The organism is Pseudomonas sp. BIGb0278 (assembly GCF_024809895.1).
Taxonomy (GTDB): Bacteria; Pseudomonadota; Gammaproteobacteria; order Pseudomonadales; family Pseudomonadaceae; genus Aquipseudomonas; species Aquipseudomonas shirazensis.
On record NZ_JANUEL010000001.1, the window covers coordinates 1,031,546 to 1,048,469 of the forward strand.

The 16,924-nt window shown below is 62.1% G+C and carries 10 protein-coding genes; 7 read left to right on the forward strand and 3 right to left on the reverse strand.

The genetic code is table 11. The features are described from left to right. Positions 1–90: 90 nt before the first annotated feature. The 5 genes from M2396_RS04780 to M2396_RS04800 all read left to right on the forward strand — a co-directional run bounded on the left by M2396_RS04780 (position 91) and on the right by M2396_RS04800 (position 11,305). Positions 91–1,359, forward strand: coding sequence for an MdtA/MuxA family multidrug efflux RND transporter periplasmic adaptor subunit (locus M2396_RS04780; protein ID WP_150569144.1), 1,269 nt, complete (start codon positions 91–93; stop codon positions 1,357–1,359). Then, positions 1,356–4,454 carry an MdtB/MuxB family multidrug efflux RND transporter permease subunit gene (locus M2396_RS04785; RefSeq protein ID WP_150569145.1) on the forward strand — a complete coding sequence of 1,033 codons (3,099 nt, stop codon included), beginning with the start codon at positions 1,356–1,358 and terminating at the stop codon, positions 4,452–4,454. The genes M2396_RS04780 and M2396_RS04785 overlap by 4 nt, the downstream gene beginning before the upstream one ends. Beyond that, positions 4,451–7,558, forward strand: a complete 3,108-nt coding sequence (locus M2396_RS04790; protein WP_101319715.1) for an efflux RND transporter permease subunit — start codon at positions 4,451–4,453, stop codon at positions 7,556–7,558. Before M2396_RS04785 ends, M2396_RS04790 begins: the two co-directional genes overlap by 4 nt. Next, on the forward strand, positions 7,555–9,060 hold the full coding sequence (locus tag M2396_RS04795; protein ID WP_259073477.1) for an efflux transporter outer membrane subunit: 1,506 nt from the start codon (positions 7,555–7,557) through the stop codon (positions 9,058–9,060). Before M2396_RS04790 ends, M2396_RS04795 begins: the two co-directional genes overlap by 4 nt. Positions 9,061–9,223: 163 nt before the next feature. Next, the gene (locus M2396_RS04800; protein WP_259073479.1) at positions 9,224–11,305 is read left to right on the forward strand and encodes a bifunctional diguanylate cyclase/phosphodiesterase; all 2,082 of its coding nucleotides are present in this window, start codon (positions 9,224–9,226) and stop codon (positions 11,303–11,305) included. On the opposite strand, the gene M2396_RS04805 is transcribed toward M2396_RS04800, so the two are convergent. Together M2396_RS04805 and M2396_RS04810 are read right to left on the reverse strand one after the other, a co-directional pair. After that, positions 11,302–11,562 carry a DUF1652 domain-containing protein gene (locus tag M2396_RS04805; RefSeq protein WP_220633693.1) on the reverse strand — a complete coding sequence of 87 codons (261 nt, stop codon included), beginning with the start codon at positions 11,560–11,562 and terminating at the stop codon, positions 11,302–11,304. The genes M2396_RS04800 and M2396_RS04805 overlap by 4 nt on opposite strands. 175 nt (positions 11,563–11,737) lie before the next feature. After that, the gene (locus M2396_RS04810; RefSeq protein WP_150569150.1) at positions 11,738–12,385 is read right to left on the reverse strand and encodes a DUF1345 domain-containing protein; all 648 of its coding nucleotides are present in this window, start codon (positions 12,383–12,385) and stop codon (positions 11,738–11,740) included. 213 nt (positions 12,386–12,598) lie between these two features. Between M2396_RS04810 and xerC the strand changes: the two genes are divergently transcribed. Further along, positions 12,599–13,513 (forward strand): tyrosine recombinase XerC, encoded by a 915-nt coding sequence (xerC, locus tag M2396_RS04815; protein WP_150569151.1) that lies wholly within the window; start codon positions 12,599–12,601, stop codon positions 13,511–13,513. 18 nt (positions 13,514–13,531) lie between these two features. Here the strand turns inward: xerC and M2396_RS04820 are convergent, their stop codons facing one another. After that, positions 13,532–14,230, reverse strand: coding sequence for a pirin family protein (locus tag M2396_RS04820; RefSeq protein ID WP_150569152.1), 699 nt, complete (start codon positions 14,228–14,230; stop codon positions 13,532–13,534). A gap of 223 nt (positions 14,231–14,453) precedes the next feature. On the opposite strand from M2396_RS04820, the gene M2396_RS04825 reads away from it, so the two are divergent. Further along, entirely contained in the window at positions 14,454–16,919 is a 2,466-nt protein-coding gene (locus tag M2396_RS04825; protein WP_259073484.1) for a UvrD-helicase domain-containing protein, read from the forward strand. The last annotated feature ends 5 nt before the right edge of the window (positions 16,920–16,924 follow it).

Consider the following 16,924-nt stretch of genomic DNA (forward strand, 5'->3'; position numbering starts at 1 on the left):
ATGCCCTGTAAAGCTGCTTTGCTAAACCGATATCAGTGCTTATCGTTCACCCTCCCAAGTCGCCGTTTCCGAACAAGGTTCGTTCAAGCCATGCAAGCTCCTGTCTCCCGCTCCCCCCGTCGCTGGCTGTTTGGCCTGCTGATCCTGGTCTTGGTGGCCCTGTTGGCCTGGTGGCTGTGGCCTGCCGCGTCGACGCCCAAGGATCAAGCCGGGCGCGCAGGCAAGAGCGGCCGGCCTGGTTTTGGCAGTTCTGCCGAGGCCGTGCCAGTGCGGGTAGAGCCGGTGCAGGTGGGCGACTTCCCGCTGTACTACAAGGCCCTGGGCACCGTGACCGCCAACAACACGGTCAACGTGCGCAGCCGCGTCGCCGGTGAGCTGGTCAAGGTCCACTTCAAGGAAGGCCAGCAGGTCAAGGCCGGCGACCTGCTGGCCGAGATCGACCCGCGCAGCTACCGCATCGCTTTGCAGCAGGCCGAAGGCACCCTGGCGCAGAATCAGGCGCAGCTGAAAAACGCCCAGGTTGACGTGGCCCGCTATAAAGGTCTGTACGCAGAAGACAGCATCGCCAAACAGACCCTGGACACCGCCGAGGCGCAGTTGGCGCAGTTCCAGGGCCTGATCAAAACCAATCAGGCCGCAGTCAGCGACGCTCGACTCAACCTCGACTTCACCCAGATCCGCGCACCGATCAGCGGCCGCCTGGGCTTGCGTCAGCTCGACCTGGGCAACCTGGTCGCGGCCAACGACACCACGGCGCTGGTCGTGATCACCCAGACCGAGCCGATCAGCGTCGCCTTCACCTTGCCGGAAACCGAACTGACCACCGTGCTCGAGCGCTATCGCAGCGGCGCTGTTCTGCCCGTCGAGGCCTGGGACCGCAACGAGAGCAAGCTGCAGTCCAGTGGCGTGCTCGGCAGCCTGGACAACCAGATCGACACCACCACCGGTACTCTCAAGTTCAAGGCGAGCTTTGCCAACAAGGATCAGGCGCTGTTCCCCAACCAGTTCGTCAACGTGCGCCTGCTCGCCGACACCCTCAAACAGGTGGTCATGGCCCCAGCGGCTGCGATCCAGTTCGGCAACGACGGCAGCTTTGCCTATGTGGTCAACGCAGAGAGCAAGGTCAATATCCGCAAACTGAAGGTTGGCCCGAGTGATGGCGAGCGCAGTGTGATCCTCGACGGCTTGGTCGCCGGTGACCGCTTGGTACTGGAAGGTACCGATCGCCTGCGTGAAGGCAGCGCGGTAGAAGTGGTGGAGGACAGCTCGCAAGTACCGACCACCCCCGGTCAGCATCTGCAAGGCCAGGATGGCAGCGGCACCAGCGAGGCTGGCACGTCGGGCAAGGCGGGCGCATGAACCTCTCGCGGCTGTTCATCCTGCGCCCGGTCGCCACCACGCTGAGCATGCTGGCGTTGGTCCTGGCTGGCCTGATTGCCTACAAGCTGTTGCCGGTAGCGGCCTTGCCCCAGGTCGATTACCCGACCATCCGGGTCATGACTCTATATCCCGGTGCCAGCCCGCAGGTCATGACCAGCGCCGTCACTGCGCCGCTGGAACGCCAGTTCGGGCAGATGCCGGGCCTGACCCAGATGGCCTCGACCAGCTCCGGCGGCGCCTCGGTGCTGACCCTGCGCTTCAGCCTCGATATGAACATGGACGTTGCCGAGCAACAGGTGCAGGCCGCGATCAACGCCGCCAGCAACCTGTTGCCCAGCGACCTGCCAGCGCCGCCGGTGTACAACAAGGTCAACCCGGCTGATACGCCGGTACTGACCCTGGCAATCTCGTCCAAGACCATGCCGTTGCCCAAGCTCAACGATCTGGTCGATACCCGGGTTGCGCAGAAGCTTGCCCAGATCAGCGGTGTGGGCATGGTCAGCATTGCCGGCGGCCAGCGCCAGGCCGTGCGGATCAAGGTCAACGTCGATGCCCTGGCGGCCAACGGCCTCAATCTGGAAGACGTACGCACCTTGATCGGCGCGTCCAACGTCAACCAGCCCAAAGGTAACTTCGACGGCCCCACCCGGGTGTCGATGCTTGATGCCAACGACCAGCTGCGCTCCCCCGAGGAATACGCCAACCTCATCCTCGCCTACAACAATGGTGCACCGCTGCGCCTGAAAGACGTGGCTGAAATCGTCGATGGCGCCGAAAACGAACGCCTCGCGGCGTGGGCCAACGAGAACCAGGCCGTACTGCTGAATATTCAGCGTCAGCCCGGCGCCAACGTTATCGAAGTGGTCGACCGCATCAAGGACCTGCTGCCGTCGATCACCGACAACCTGCCGGCAGGCCTGGATGTGATGGTGCTGACTGACCGCACCCAGACCATCCGCGCTGCGGTTACCGATGTGCAACACGAGCTGCTGATTGCCATCGTGCTGGTGGTGATGGTGACGTTCGTGTTCCTGCGCCGGGTCAGTGCCACCATCATCCCGTCGATTGCCGTACCGCTGTCGCTTATCGGTACCTTTGGTGTCATGTATCTGGCGGGTTTTTCCATCAACAACCTGACGTTGATGGCGCTGACCATCGCCACCGGCTTTGTCGTCGATGACGCCATCGTCATGCTGGAGAACATTTCCCGCCATATCGAGGAGGGCGAGACGCCGATGCAGGCCGCGCTCAAGGGCGCCCGGCAGATTGGCTTCACCCTGATCTCGTTGACCTTCTCGCTGATTGCCGTCCTCATCCCGCTGCTGTTCATGGCTGACGTGGTCGGCCGCCTGTTCCGCGAGTTCGCCATCACTCTGGCGGTGGCGATCCTGATTTCGCTGGTGGTATCGCTGACCCTGACGCCGATGATGTGCGCCCGTTTGCTCAAGCGCGAGCCCAAGGAAGAAGAGCAGAGCCGTTTCTATCGCGCCAGCGGCGCCTGGATTGACTGGTTGATCGAGCACTACAGCCGCGGCCTGCGTTGGGTATTGCGCCATCAGCCGCTGACCCTGCTGGTTGCCATCGCCAGCATGGTGCTGACCGTGGTGCTGTACATGGCCGTGCCCAAGGGCTTCTTCCCGGTGCAGGACACCGGGGTGATCCAGGGCATCTCCGAAGCGCCGCAGTCGACCTCGTTCGCCGCCATGAGCGAGCGTCAGCAAGCGCTGAGCAAGATCATCCTGCAGGACCCTTCGGTGCAAAGCCTGTCGTCCTACATTGGCGTGGATGGCGACAACGCCACGCTGAACAGTGGCCGCTTGCTGATCAACCTCAAAGCCCACGGTGAGCGCGACGTCAGCGCCACTGAAGTGATCGCACGCCTGCAGCCGCAAGTCGACAAGCTGGTCGGTATCCGCCTGTTCATGCAGCCGGTGCAGGACTTGAGCATTGAAGACCGGGTCAGCCGTACCCAGTACCAGTTCAGTTTGTCGTCGCCAGACGCCGACATGCTCGCCACCTGGAGTGGCAAACTGGTTCAGGCCCTGCAACAGCGGCCCGAACTGCGCGACGTGGCCAGCGACCTGCAAGACCAGGGCTTGCAGGTGTACCTGGTGATCGATCGGGATATGGCCAGCCGGCTGGGCATCAACGTCTCGCAGATCACCAACGCGTTGTATGACGCCTTCGGTCAGCGGCAGATTTCCACCATCTACACCCAGGCCAGCCAGTACCGAGTGGTCCTGCAGTCGCAGAACGCCGCCAACATCGGCCCGGCGGCGCTGGAGTCGATTCACGTCAAGGCCAGTGATGGCGGTCAGGTGCGGCTGTCGGCACTGGCACGTATCGAGCAGCGCCAGGCGCAGTTGGCGATCTCCCACATCGGTCAGTTCCCGGCGGTGATGATGTCGTTCAACCTGGCACCCGGTGTGGCGCTGGGTGAGGCGGTGGCGGCGATCGAGCAGGTGCAGCAGGAGATCGCCATGCCGATTGGCGTGCAGACCCGCTTCCAGGGCGCTGCCGAGGCCTTCCAGGCATCCCTGTCGAGCACCTTGTTGCTGATTCTGGCGGCTGTGGTGACGATGTATATCGTGCTCGGCGTGCTCTACGAGAGCTACATCCACCCGATCACCATCCTCTCGACCCTGCCGTCGGCGGCGGTCGGCGCCTTGCTGGCGCTGCTGATCAGCGGCAATGACCTGGGCATGATCGCCATCATCGGCATCATCCTGCTGATTGGTATCGTCAAGAAGAACGCGATCATGATGATCGACTTTGCCCTAGAGGCCGAACGCAACCAAGGCATGACCCCACACGATGCGATCTACCAGGCGGCGCTGCTGCGCTTCCGGCCGATCCTGATGACTACGCTGGCGGCGTTGTTCGGCGCGGTGCCGTTGATGCTTGCCACCGGCTCCGGCGCCGAGCTGCGCCAGCCGCTAGGGCTGGTGATGGTTGGCGGGCTGCTGGTCAGCCAGGTGCTGACACTGTTCACCACACCGGTCATCTACCTGTACTTCGACCGCCTGGCCCAGCGCTGGCGGCCACGCGATGACGCCAAGCAGGCGCAAGCATGAACCTGTCCGGGCCATTCATTCGCCGGCCGGTCGCGACCATGCTGCTGAGCCTGGCGATCATGCTGCTGGGCGGGGTCAGTTTTGGTCTGCTGCCGGTGTCGCCGCTGCCGCAGATGGACTTTCCGGTAATCGTGGTCTCGGCCAACCTGGCCGGCGCCAGTCCCGAGGTGATGGCCTCCACCGTAGCCACGCCGCTGGAACGCAAGCTTGGTGCCATTGCTGGCGTTACCACCTTGACCAGCAGCTCCAACCAGGGCTCGACCCGGGTCATTATCGGTTTTGAGCAGGGCCGCGACATCGATGGTGCCGCGCGGGAAGTGCAGGCGGCGATCAACGCCACCCGCAACCTGCTGCCCAGCGGTATGCGCAGCATGCCCACCTACAAGAAGATCAACCCGTCGCAGGCGCCGGTGATGGTCATCGCGTTGACCTCCAGCGTGCTGCAGAAGGGGCAGCTGTACGACCTGGCCGATACCATTCTGTCGCAGAGCCTGGCCCAGGTCAGTGGAGTAGGGGAAGTGCAGATCGGCGGCAGCTCGCTGCCGGCGGTACGCATCGCGCTCGAGCCGCAGCTGCTCAACCAGTACAGCCTGTCGCTGGATGAGGTGCGCACGGCGGTGAGCAATGCCAACCAGCGTCGGCCGATGGGCTTTGTCGAGGATGCCGAGCGCAACTGGCAGGTGCGCGCCAACGATCAGCTGGAAAAAGCCAAGGACTATCAGTCGCTGGTGATTCGCCAGAAGGACGGCGCCATCCTGCGTCTGTCGGATGTCGGCACGGTCACCGATGGCGTCGAGAACCGCTACAACAGTGGTTTTTTCAACGACCAGAGCGCGGTGCTGCTGGTGATCAACCGGCAGAACAACGCCAACATCATCGAGACCGTGGCGCAGATCAAGCAGCAACTGCCCGCGCTGCAGTCGCTGTTGCCCGCCAGCGTCAAGCTGGACATCGCCATGGACCGCTCGCCGGTGATCAACGCGACGCTCAAGGAAGCCGAGCACACCTTGCTGATTGCTGTAGTGCTGGTGATCCTGGTGGTCTATCTATTCCTTGGCAACCTGCGTGCCTCGCTGATCCCAAGCCTTGCGGTGCCAGTGTCGTTGGTCGGCACCTTTGCGGTCATGTATCTGTGTGGCTTCTCGCTGAACAACCTGTCGCTGATGGCGCTGATCCTGGCCACCGGGCTGGTGGTCGACGACGCCATCGTAGTGCTGGAGAACATCTCCCGGCATATCGAGAACGGCCAGCCGCCCATGCGCGCGGCGTTTCTCGGCGCCAAAGAGGTGGGCTTTACCCTGCTGTCGATGAACGTCTCGCTGGTCTCGGTGTTCGTCTCGATCCTGTTCATGGGCGGCATCGTGCGCAGCCTGTTCCAGGAGTTCTCGATCACCCTGGCGGCGGCGATAATCGTCTCGTTGATCGTTTCGCTGACGCTGACGCCAATGCTCTGCGCGCGCTGGCTCAAGCCCCACGAACAACAGCCCAACCGCCTGCAGCGCTGGAGCGACCGCCAGCATCAGCGCATGGTCGCCGGGTACGACCGCAGCCTGGGTTGGGTCCTGCGCCATCGTCGCCTGACCTTGTTCAGCCTGTTGCTGACCATCGGCGTCAATGTGCTGCTGTATGTGGTGGTACCCAAGACCCTGATGCCACAGCAGGACACCGGCCAACTGATGGGTTTTGTGCGTGGCGACGACGGCCTGTCGTTCAGCGTGATGCAGCCGAAAATGGAAATCTACCGGCGGGCGCTGCTGGCTGACCCGGCGGTGCAAAGCGTGGCCGGCTTCATCGGCGGCAACAGCGGCACCAACAATGCCATGGTGCTGGTGCGCCTGAAGCCGATCAGCGAACGCAAGATCAATGCCCAACAGGTGATCGAGCGCCTGCGCAAGGAGCTGCCCAAAGTACCCGGCGGGCGCTTGTTCCTCATGGCCGACCAGGACCTGCAGCTGGGCGGCGGTGGCCGCGACCAGACCTCTTCGCAGTACCTGTACACCCTGCAGAGCGGTGATCTGGCTGCGCTGCGCGAGTGGTTCCCCAAGGTCACCGCGGCGATGCGCGCGCTGCCCGAGCTGACCGCCATCGACGCCCATGACGGAGCCGGCACTCAGCAGGTAACGCTGGTGGTCGATCGTGATCAGGCCAAGCGCCTGGGCATTGATATGGACATGGTCACCACGGTGCTCAACAATGCCTACAGCCAGCGGCAGATCTCGACCATCTACGACAGCCTCAACCAGTATCAGGTAGTGCTGGAGATCAACCCCAAGTATGCCTGGGACCCAAGCACGCTGGAGCAAGTCCAGGTGATCACCGCCGACGGCGCGCGGGTGCCGTTGTCAGCCTTTGCCCGCTACGAGAACAGCCTGGCCAACGACCGAGTCAGCCACGAGGGCCAGTTCGCCTCGGAAGACATCGCTTTTGACGTGGCCGAGGGCTACAGCACCGATCAGGCCATGGCCGCGGTCGAGCGGGCAGTGGCCCGGCTGGGCCTACCGGAAGACGTGATCGCCAAGCTTGGCGGTACCGCCGACGCGTTCAGCAAGACTCAGGAAGGGCAGCCGCTGATGATCCTCGGCGCCTTGGTGCTGGTGTATCTGGTGCTGGGGATTCTCTATGAAAGCTACATCCACCCGCTGACCATCCTCTCGACCCTGCCATCTGCTGGCGTGGGTGCACTGCTGGCGATGTACGTAACAGGCGGCGAGTTCAGCCTGATCTCGCTGCTGGGGCTGTTCCTGCTGATCGGCGTAGTCAAGAAAAACGCCATCCTCATGATCGACCTGGCTCTGCAACTGGAGCGCAACGAAGGCCTGTCGCCGGAAGAGTCGATCCGGCGTGCTTGCCTGCTACGCCTGCGCCCGATCCTGATGACCACCATTGCCGCCATCCTCGGCGCCTTGCCGCTGTTGCTGAGCAATGCCGAAGGCGCCGAGATGCGCCAACCGCTGGGCCTGACGATTATCGGCGGGCTGGTCTTCAGCCAAGTGCTGACGCTTTATACAACGCCTGTGGTCTACCTCTACCTCGATCGCCTGCGTCACCGATTCAACCATTGGCGCGGTGTACGTACCGACGCTGCACTGGATACCCCGCTATGAATTTTGCCCAAACTCCGCTTCACCGTGCCTTGCAGCTGCTGGGCCGCGGCCGTGGCTCGCGCCTGTTTGGCGCCAGCCTCTGCGTGCTGATGCTCAGTGCCTGCACCTTGAGCCCGGATTACCAGCGGCCCGAGCTGAGCACGCCTGCCCAGTTCAAGCAGGCCGAAGGCTGGACTCAGGCCAAACCGTCGGATGCGATTGCCCGTGGCGCCTGGTGGGAGCTGTACGGTGATGCCCAGCTCAACAGCCTGGTCGAGGAGCTCAACCGCAGTAACCAGACCGTTGCCCAGTACGAAGCGCAGTATCGTCAGGCCACCGCATTGATCCGCAGCAGCCGCGCCTCGTTGTTCCCCAGCCTCGATTTGTCGGCAGGCAAGAACCGCTCGGCGCAGGGCACCGGTAGCAGTAGCTCGAGCCTGTCGAACAACAGCAGCGGTATCCGCAACACCTACACCACCCAGCTTGGGGTGAGCTGGGAGATCGACCTGTGGGGCAAGCTGCGGGAAACCCTCAATGCCAACGAAGCCAGTGCCGAGGCGAGCTTTGCCGAGCTGGCAGCGATGCGCCTGAGCTTGCAGTCGGAGCTGGTGCAGAACTACCTGCAACTGCGTGTGATCGATGAGCAGAAGCGCTTGCTCGAGGCCACCGTGGCCGCTTACGAGCGCTCGTTGAAGATGACCGAAAACCAGTACCGAGCTGGCGTGTCCGGGCCGGATGCGGTCGCCCAGGCGCGCACCCAGCTCAAAAGCACCCAGGCCGACCTGATCGACCTGATCTGGCAGCGCGCCCAGTATGAGAACGCAATTGCCGTGCTGATGGGCAAGGCCCCCGCGGACTTTGCCCTGGCTGACAGCAAGTCGATCCCGGCACTGCCGCAGGTGCCGCTGGCGCTGCCGTCGCAATTGCTCGAACGGCGCCCTGACATTGCCTCGGCGGAGCGCAGTGTTATGGCTGCCAACTCGAGCATCGGCGTGGCCCGCGCGGCGTATTTCCCGGACTTGAGCCTGAGCATGAGCGGCGGCTACTCGAGCAGCAGCTTCAGCAACTGGATCGAGCTGCCGAACCGCTTCTGGTCGGTCGGACCGTCATTGGCCATGACCTTGTTCGATGCCGGTAAACGCAGCGCCGAAGTGGACCGCACCGTCGCGGTGTACGACCAGACCGTGGCGCAGTATCGGCAGACCGTGCTCGATGGCTTCAGGGAAGTGGAAAACTACCTGGTCCAGCTCAAGGTCTATGGCGATGAAGCAGTCGTACGCCAGGAAGCGCTGGAGGCCGCACGCCAGTCGCTGCGCCTGACCGAAAACCAGTACCGGGCCGGCCTGATTGGCTACCTGGACGTGGTCAATGTGCAGGCCACTGCGCTTAGCAACGAACGCAGCGTGCTCAATTTGCTGCAAGGGCGGCTGATCGCCAGCGTGCAATTGATCGCCGCGTTGGGTGGTGGTTGGGATAGTCAGCAGGCGTTCAGCCAAGCGCAACAACAGGGCAAATCCGACTAGGGTTTGACGCCGTGAAAGCGGCGTTTTCCCCGCTTTGGACACGCCCGTTCTGCATGCTGGCATTCTTATGGCCCAGTCCCGCGAAATGCCGTGCGTTTCGCCAAGGCTTGAGTACAATCAGCGGCTTTTCCGGGCCCTCCCTGCGCCCGATGCCGGAACCCCCATGCTAATCGGTAGTTATTCCCCCGCGCTGGTGTTGATCTCACTGTGCGTGGCTATTCTTGCGTCCTATACCGCACTGGACCTGACCGGGCGCATTGCCACGGCCAAGGGGCGTGCCGTTCACCTGTGGATGTGCGGCGGGGCGCTGGCGATGGGCAGCGGGGTCTGGTCGATGCATTTCATCGGTATGCTCGCCTTCAGCCTGCCGATCGACCTGGGCTACGACCTGACTCTGACACTGGTGTCGTTGCTGATCGCGGTGCTGTCCTCAGGTTTTGCCCTGTGGTTGATCAACCAACCCAGCCTGCCTCTGCTGCAATTGGCCTGCGGCGCGTTGATCATGGGCACCGGCATCAGCAGCATGCATTACATGGGCATGGCCGCGATGCGCATGCAACCAGGGATCGATTACGATCCTCAATTGTTCAGCGCTTCACTGGCGATTGCGGTATGTGCATCCGCAGCAGCGCTGTGGATCGCTTTCCGCCTGCGCCGGCAGACCCCTTACGTGCGGCAAATCCGCGGCGCTGCGGCCGTGCTGATGGGCATTGCGATCGTTGGCATGCACTACACCGGCATGGCCGCGGCAAGCTTTCCTGAGGGCAGTTACTGCGGCGCGCTTGGCACAGGCCTGAAAGGCGATGGTCTGGTCTACCTGGTACTGATCACCACCCTCGCCGTAATTGCAGTGGCCTTGCTCACGTCGGTGCTGGATGCACGCCTGATTGCGCGGACTACCGAACTCGCCCGCTCGCTGACGCTGGCCAACCAGGAGCTGACCCAGCTGACCCTGCACGATATCCTCACCGGCCTGCCCAATCGCACGCTGTTGGCTGACCGCATCGAGCAGGCCATCGGCAAGGCGAGCGAGCAGGGCACCTGCTTTGCCCTGATGTTCATCGACCTGGACGGGTTCAAGCCAGTCAACGATGCCTTCGGCCATCATGTCGGCGACCAGTTGCTCAAGGCCGTGGCCGAGCGCCTGCGTGGCCACTTGCACAGCCAGGACACGCTGGCGCGCATCGGTGGCGATGAGTTTGTGCTGCTGGTCGAGCTGCAAGAGCCGGGTGACGCAATGGGCGTCGCAATCAAGCAGGTGAACCTGGTGTCGCGGCCGTATCGAGTGGCGGAACACGACCTGCAGTTGACTGCCAGCATTGGTATCGTGCTTTATCCAGGCAACGGCATGGATCAGCACGAGCTGCTGCGCAACGCCGATGCGGCGATGTACCACGCCAAAAACGCTGGCAAGAACGGCTACAGCTTTTTCGACGTCTCGATGAACAGCGATGCACGCCAGCAGTTGCAGTTGCTGCAGGACTTGCGTGTCGCGCTGCAACAGGGCCAGTTCCGCCTGCATTACCAGCCCAAGTTCGACGCCGTCCGGCGGGTGCCGATCGGTGCCGAAGCCTTGCTGCGCTGGGAGCATCCGCAACATGGCCTGCTGTACCCGGACCGCTTCATCAGCCTGGCCGAGAAAACCGGGCTGATCATTCCAATCGGTGAATGGGTGCTTGGCGAAGCCTGTCGGCAGATGCGTCAATGGCTCGAGCAGGGGCATAAAGACTGGCGCATCGCGGTAAATCTGTCGGCCATCCAGTTTTGCTACGCCGGTCTGGTCGACGGGGTTGCCCAGGCATTGCAGCGCAATCAGCTGCCCGCCAACAACCTGACCCTGGAGATCACCGAGACCACCGCCATGCGTGACGCGGATGCCAGCCTGCTGGTATTGCAGAGGCTGTCCGATATGGGCGTGGATATTTCCATCGACGATTTCGGTACCGGCTACTCGAGCCTGATGTACCTCAAACGTCTGCCGGCCAATGAGCTGAAGATCGATCGCGGCTTCGTCCGCGACCTGGAGCATGACAGCGACGATGCAGCGATCGTCTCGGCAATCGTGGCTCTAGGCCAGGCGCTGGGCCTGCGTATCGTTGCCGAGGGTGTCGAGACCGACAGTCAGCAGGATTTTCTCACCCGTCTGGGCTGTGACTCGTTGCAGGGTTATCTTATGGGCCGACCGGTGCCGGCAGAGCAATTCATGGCAGGGCTCGCGCCGCGCGAAGCGCCTCAGGTCAGCTAGACCGCAGTGCGCAGGACAAAGGAGGGGATGAAAGCGGCCATTGCATCTTCGACAGCTTCAATGATGCGCTCGACATCGCTGGCGGCCATGATCGCGCTGCAGGGGATACCGGCGATGGCCAGCACGGTTTCGCCCGACTCGCGATCGAACAGGCGCACAATCATGCTGCGCGGGGCATCCATGCTGGCTTCAAAGCCCAAAGGATGGAAGTGCCAGCGCATCACCTGGCAAGCATTGGGAAACGTCATCTTGTTCATGCTTGCCTCCTCGACCTTGTGTAGGAAAGGGTTGAGTGTTGCGCTGTCAATTGGCGCCAAGGACTGTAACCTTAGCACCTGAGGCGGTAGTTTCTCGTACAAAAGATGACATTTATACCAATGCTTGACCTCGGTCACGGCTAGCGCATTGAGGCAAACGTTTTCGTCGGCATATTCAGCCCAACAAGCCCGCAGCGATATTGATGGTGATCCCCAGAATCGCCGTATTGAAGACAAAACCCACCAGAGATTGCGCCAGAACCACCCGGCGGATACCGCGGTCGGCAACGCCGACGTCGGAGGTCTGGACGGCCACGCTGAGGGTGAAAGCGAAGTAGTGGAAGTCCCAGTAGTCCGGGTTGCGCTCGCCATCGGCAAAGCGCAGGGGCGGTTCTGGCAGTGCCGAGGTGTAGAACAGTCGCGCGTAATGCAGGCTGAAGATGCAGCCGATCAGCAGCCAGGAGCCGGCTACGGTCAGCCCGGTGTACAGGTAGTGCACCGTCAACTCGCTACCGTGCAGGTCTTGCCTGGCTGCCAGTTGCAGTACCACTGCAGCCAGGCTGGCAATTGCCGCCAGGCAGACCGCGAACAGCACCAGGCCGGCATTCTCGTCTTCGATCTGCGCGACCTGGCGAACCTTGGCCGGTGTGGCCCGCCAGCTGAGCCACAGCACCAGCAGCACATACAGCCAGACACCCAGGTTCCAGCCGGCCAGCAGGTGCTGGATCAGGGTTTCGGCCGGAATCAACCAGCCGCCAACCAGCCCGGCAAGGGTGGCGATCGTCAGGCGAGGGTGAGAGCGGGTCAGGCGGTGCAGTGCCATAGGGCCTCGCTGGCAGGGGCGATGAGCTTTACTTTAGCGCTTTGGGCTGGCGCGGTGCATAACATCGCAAGCGTCGGTGCACACGGGCACTTGCTGGTCAGCAACGGCGTGGTGTTTCCGGTACCATCAGGGCAGCTCGAAGGGCCAAACCTGTTGCATATCAAGATGATGGCATTGATTGCAGCTTGAAGTTCAAGGAATAGGATCCATGTTTTGACCGATTCTCTGCAAAACCCCCTGTTGCAGTATCTCGCCCGGCTGGCGCCTTCCAGTCAGCTGACCATGCGCTACATTCTGCAGGACGCCGCCGACCGGCTCGGCTTCATCGACTGTGATATCGCCGACGTGCCCTGGCACCGGCTTGAGCCTGGGCACATCATCGCCCTGGTCGCGGCGCTGCGCACAGACGGTTACGCGCCCAATACCTCTTCGCTGTACGTCAATGCCGTGCGTGGGGTGATGAACGAAGCCTGGCGCCAGGGCTTGATAGGGCATGAACAGCTGCTGCGCATGCGTGAGGTCAAACCGGCGACCGGCAGCCGGCTGCCGCCCGGGCGCAATCTGCGGCGCAGCCTGATTCGTGAACTGATGGATGCCTGCGCCGCCGACTCGCGGCCGCAAGGTGTGCGGGACGCTGCGATCATTGCACTGCTGTACGGCACCGGCATGCGCAAGTCCGAGTCGGTGGATATCAACCTGGCGCAGGTCGATTTCACCGAGCGCAGTTTGCAGGTAGTGGGCAAGGGCAACCGGCAGTTGGTCAAGTACGCACCGGCCTGGGCGTTCGAAAAACTCCAGGCGTGGCTGGACTTGCGCCGTGAGCAGCTACCTGTCGGCGAAGCCGATGATGAGTTCCTGTTCAATCGCATCCGCCGCGGCAATCACATCACCCGCGCGCGCATCACCAAGCATGCGATCTATTACATCGCTCGCCAGCGCGGCGCGCAGGTCGGGGTCAAGATCATGCCGCATGATTTTCGCCGGGCGTTCATTACCCGGGTCATTGAAGAGCATGATCTGTCGATTGCGCAGAAGCTGGCCCACCATGCCAATATCCAGACCACGGCGGCCTACGACCGCCGCGATGACAACGAGCGGCGCAGGGCGGTGGATCGGTTCGACTACTGAGGCGTTTGGCTATGCAGGTCAGGCGACGTCGATCAGCACGATTTCGCTGTCTTCCAGCGCCGTCACGGTCAGCACCGGCTCTTGCTCGATGGCCAGACCATCACGCGTCTCCACCCGCACGCCGTTGACCTCGATACTGCCTTTGGCGGGTACCAGATAGCCCCGGCGGCCTTCATCGAAGCTGTAGCGTGCGGTTTCACCGGCCCTTAAGGTGGCGGCTACCAATCTTGCGTCGGCACGGATCTGCAAACTCTGCTCGTCGCCGCTGCGACCGCTGGCCAGGGTCACAAAGCCTTCACCGCGTTCGCCTTTGGGAAACGGGCGAACGTCCCAGGCCGGTGCTGCGCCAACACGTTCAGGGATGATCCAGATCTGAAAAATCCGCGTGTCGACCTTCTCCAGGTTGTACTCGCTGTGGACGATGCCGCTGCCAGCACTCATGACCTGCACATCGCCGGCCTCGGTACGGCCCTTGTTACCCAAGCTGTCCTCGTGGCTGATCGCCCCTTCACGGACGTAGGTGATGATCTCCATGTCCCGATGCGGATGCGGCGGGAAGCCGCTGCCGGCGGCGATCAGATCGTCATTCCAGACCCGCAGGTTGCCCCAGTGCATGCGCGTTGGGTCGTAGTATTCAGCGAATGAAAAATGATGATGAGCATCGAGCCAGCCGTGATTGGCGTGGCCCAGGCTGGCAAAAGGTCTGAGGTGCAGCATGACTGTCGGCTCCCTGAATAGCGTTGGATGGACGCCATGATGCAGCTAAAAAGAATCGAATATAAGCGTAAATAACGGCTTAAAACCATCGTCTTAGCCGATGTATAGAGCTGCAGTCAATTATGCGATTCATCGGCTAATAGGCTGATGTGCAAGCAATTGCTGGCGATTTTTACGCGTTGCAGCCACCATAAGCCGATGTATTGATCGCACTGGAGTGACCGTGTCGCACGAGCTTCCCCAAAGCCCCGCCCAACTGATTCCACCTGCCCAGTTGCCCTGGTTGCGCCGTTTGGCCGCACGACTGTTGGGCCGAGGCTTGAGCCGGCTGCAAGCGCAGCACCGCGACTCGTGGTTTCTCGGCCACGCCACCGGGCAGCGCAGTGGCCATGTCGATGGCTTGCGCGAGGGCTTTGAGCAGGGCCGCGCCGAGGGTTATGAAGCCGGCCGGCAGGTACTGGTGATTCGTGATACCCGTCCAGAGCAGGGCGCAGGCCCCGGGCAAGACAACAACCTGTTCGACGACTGGCGTTTGCCGGTCACTGCTGAACTGAAAAAGCGTTTCAAGGCTGATGTTGCCCAGCGTCTGCCCGCAGCTGCACAGCCCAGCGCCGCGCAGTGGAAGCTGATCTTCAGCGACACACCGTCGACCTGTGTGGTGGCGGGCGCAGGCGCTGGCAAGTCGACTTCGCTGGTCTTGCGCATCTTGTTGTTGCGCCACTACCTGGGCTACGAGCTGGATGCGATGACCGTGGTGACCTTTACCCGCGAGTCACGGCTGGATTTCATCAAGCGTCTGCAGCAGGTCTTCGACCACTGGCAGATCAGCCTGGCGCCCGCTGCAGCCCGTGAGCTGGTGCGTACTTTTCATTCGCGTATCCTGCCGCTGGTGCGCAGCCTGCCGGGCTTTGGCCAGCTCCGCGCATTCGAGAACCTGGGCAATGACAACGAGGGTCTGAGCGAAGCCGATAGCAACCCATTCGATCTGCGCCTCAATGATGCCCAGCGCCAACAACTGAACAGCTGCTACAGCGACCTGCTTGGGGGCAGTCCGCGCTTTGCCGAGCTGATCTCAGCTCTGCGTCGCGAGGCCTTGCAGCTCAAACCGTTGGACCCGGATCACCCGGATGTGCAAAAGCGCGCGCAAGTGACCCAACTGGCTGCTCAGCGCGATGAAGAACTGTGTGATGTGATTGAGGATCTGTGGTTCGGCGCGGGCGCCTGGCCGATCAAGGGCATCGAGCCTTGCCGCGAAACGGTGCAGATCCGCGGTAGCCAGTTTCACGTGCACGGCCGCCTGGCTGGGCAGGACGCCCTGGTGGTACTTGGCTTTGATCCAAGCGAAAGCGCCCAGTACCAGCGTCCCGGGGCCAAGCTTACCGTCCGTGCAGAATGGGCGGTGAAGCGCACCCTGTTTCAAGCATTCTGCGATAAGCCACTGATCTGGCTGGATAACTACGCGAGCGCCAAGCGCTTGGCTGCCACTTTGGCAGGTGATGCGGTGGCTGGTCCGGGCTTTGAGTACAAGGTCAATGGCGAGCTTGCCCCGGCGCCTTTGCTCGATGCATTTGTCAGCGCCGCCGCCTTTATCGAGAACCTCGGGCTGGATGTCAGCGCCGCCGTGAGCGCCATGAGTTTCCCTCCTGGCGATAACGATGCGGTGTTTTTCGAGGCGCTGGCGTTGTTCTGGAAAGCGCTGGAGTCACATCTGTTGGCGCAGTCTCCACCGGTGATGAGCTACAACCGCATGTTCGCCTTGTTTGGCGAGAACAACCCAGAAAATCTGCGGCTGTTGCCCGATCCATTGCTGCGCCCGTTGGCGCACCTGATGATTGACGAGTTTCAGGATGTCTCGCCACAGATCGTCAGCTGGTTGCGAGCCAGCCTCGCGGAGATTCGACGGCGCGGCCCAGCCATGCATGTCGCACGCAACGCCCAGCATGCATCACTGATGTGTGTGGGTGATGATTGGCAGTCGATCTACGGCTGGCGAGGCAGTTCGCCCAAGTACTTCATCGAATTCAGCAAGACGTTTCCGTCGCCGGCGAACACGCGGGTGATGCTTATCGACAATTACCGCAGTCAGCAGCACGTGATCGATGCGGCAGAGCACATGGTCAAGGGCACCGCGGCGATCGCCGGTAAGAAAGCCCGGGCCAGTGGCCCCGCGGCAAGCCTGCCATTGTCGCCGGTCAAGGTGCTTGAGCGGGATGAGGCTGCGCTTGGTCAGGCGGTGATCGAGCACTATAAACGCGGCGAATCAGTGATGATACTGTTTCGAAAAAGCAGCGATAAGCTTCTGATTTCAGAGCATATAAAAGGAGTATGCGCGATGGATGCGAGTGTGCCGGCAGCGCAACGTCGACTGCGTCAGCTGACCTACCACAGCGCCAAGGGGCTGCAGGCCGATACGGTATTCATGCTCGGGGACTGTCAGTACCTGACCAGCTCTCCATACAAGAATCAGGTCTATCGTCTGGCTGGGCTAGGCCGCGCCGGTGATGCGCAGGCATTTGATACGGCGCAGAAGGAAGAGGTGCAGCGGCTTGCCTATGTCGCCATGACCCGAGCGGTCAGACACTGCTATTGGCATGTCGAAGCGGCTCGCAGCGAAACCGCAAAACTGCCGCGGGCGGCTACCCAGGTAGATGGCCGGCAGGCCTTCTTCGAAGACCTGCGCGGCAGTTAGCAGCG

Bases quoted from the DNA above. Each gene is read 5' to 3' on its own strand.
- M2396_RS04780 (WP_150569144.1), top strand. From the start codon at position 91: ATGCAAGCTCCTGTCTCCCGCTCCCCCCGTCGCTGGCTGTTTGGCCTG.
- M2396_RS04785 (WP_150569145.1), top strand. From the start codon at position 1,356: ATGAACCTCTCGCGGCTGTTCATCCTGCGCCCGGTCGCCACCACGCTG.
- M2396_RS04790 (WP_101319715.1), top strand. From the start codon at position 4,451: ATGAACCTGTCCGGGCCATTCATTCGCCGGCCGGTCGCGACCATGCTG.
- M2396_RS04795 (WP_259073477.1), top strand. From the start codon at position 7,555: ATGAATTTTGCCCAAACTCCGCTTCACCGTGCCTTGCAGCTGCTGGGC.
- M2396_RS04800 (WP_259073479.1), top strand. From the start codon at position 9,224: ATGCTAATCGGTAGTTATTCCCCCGCGCTGGTGTTGATCTCACTGTGC.
- M2396_RS04805 (WP_220633693.1), bottom strand. From the start codon at position 11,562: ATGAACAAGATGACGTTTCCCAATGCTTGCCAGGTGATGCGCTGGCAC.
- M2396_RS04810 (WP_150569150.1), bottom strand. From the start codon at position 12,385: ATGGCACTGCACCGCCTGACCCGCTCTCACCCTCGCCTGACGATCGCC.
- M2396_RS04820 (WP_150569152.1), bottom strand. From the start codon at position 14,230: ATGCTGCACCTCAGACCTTTTGCCAGCCTGGGCCACGCCAATCACGGC.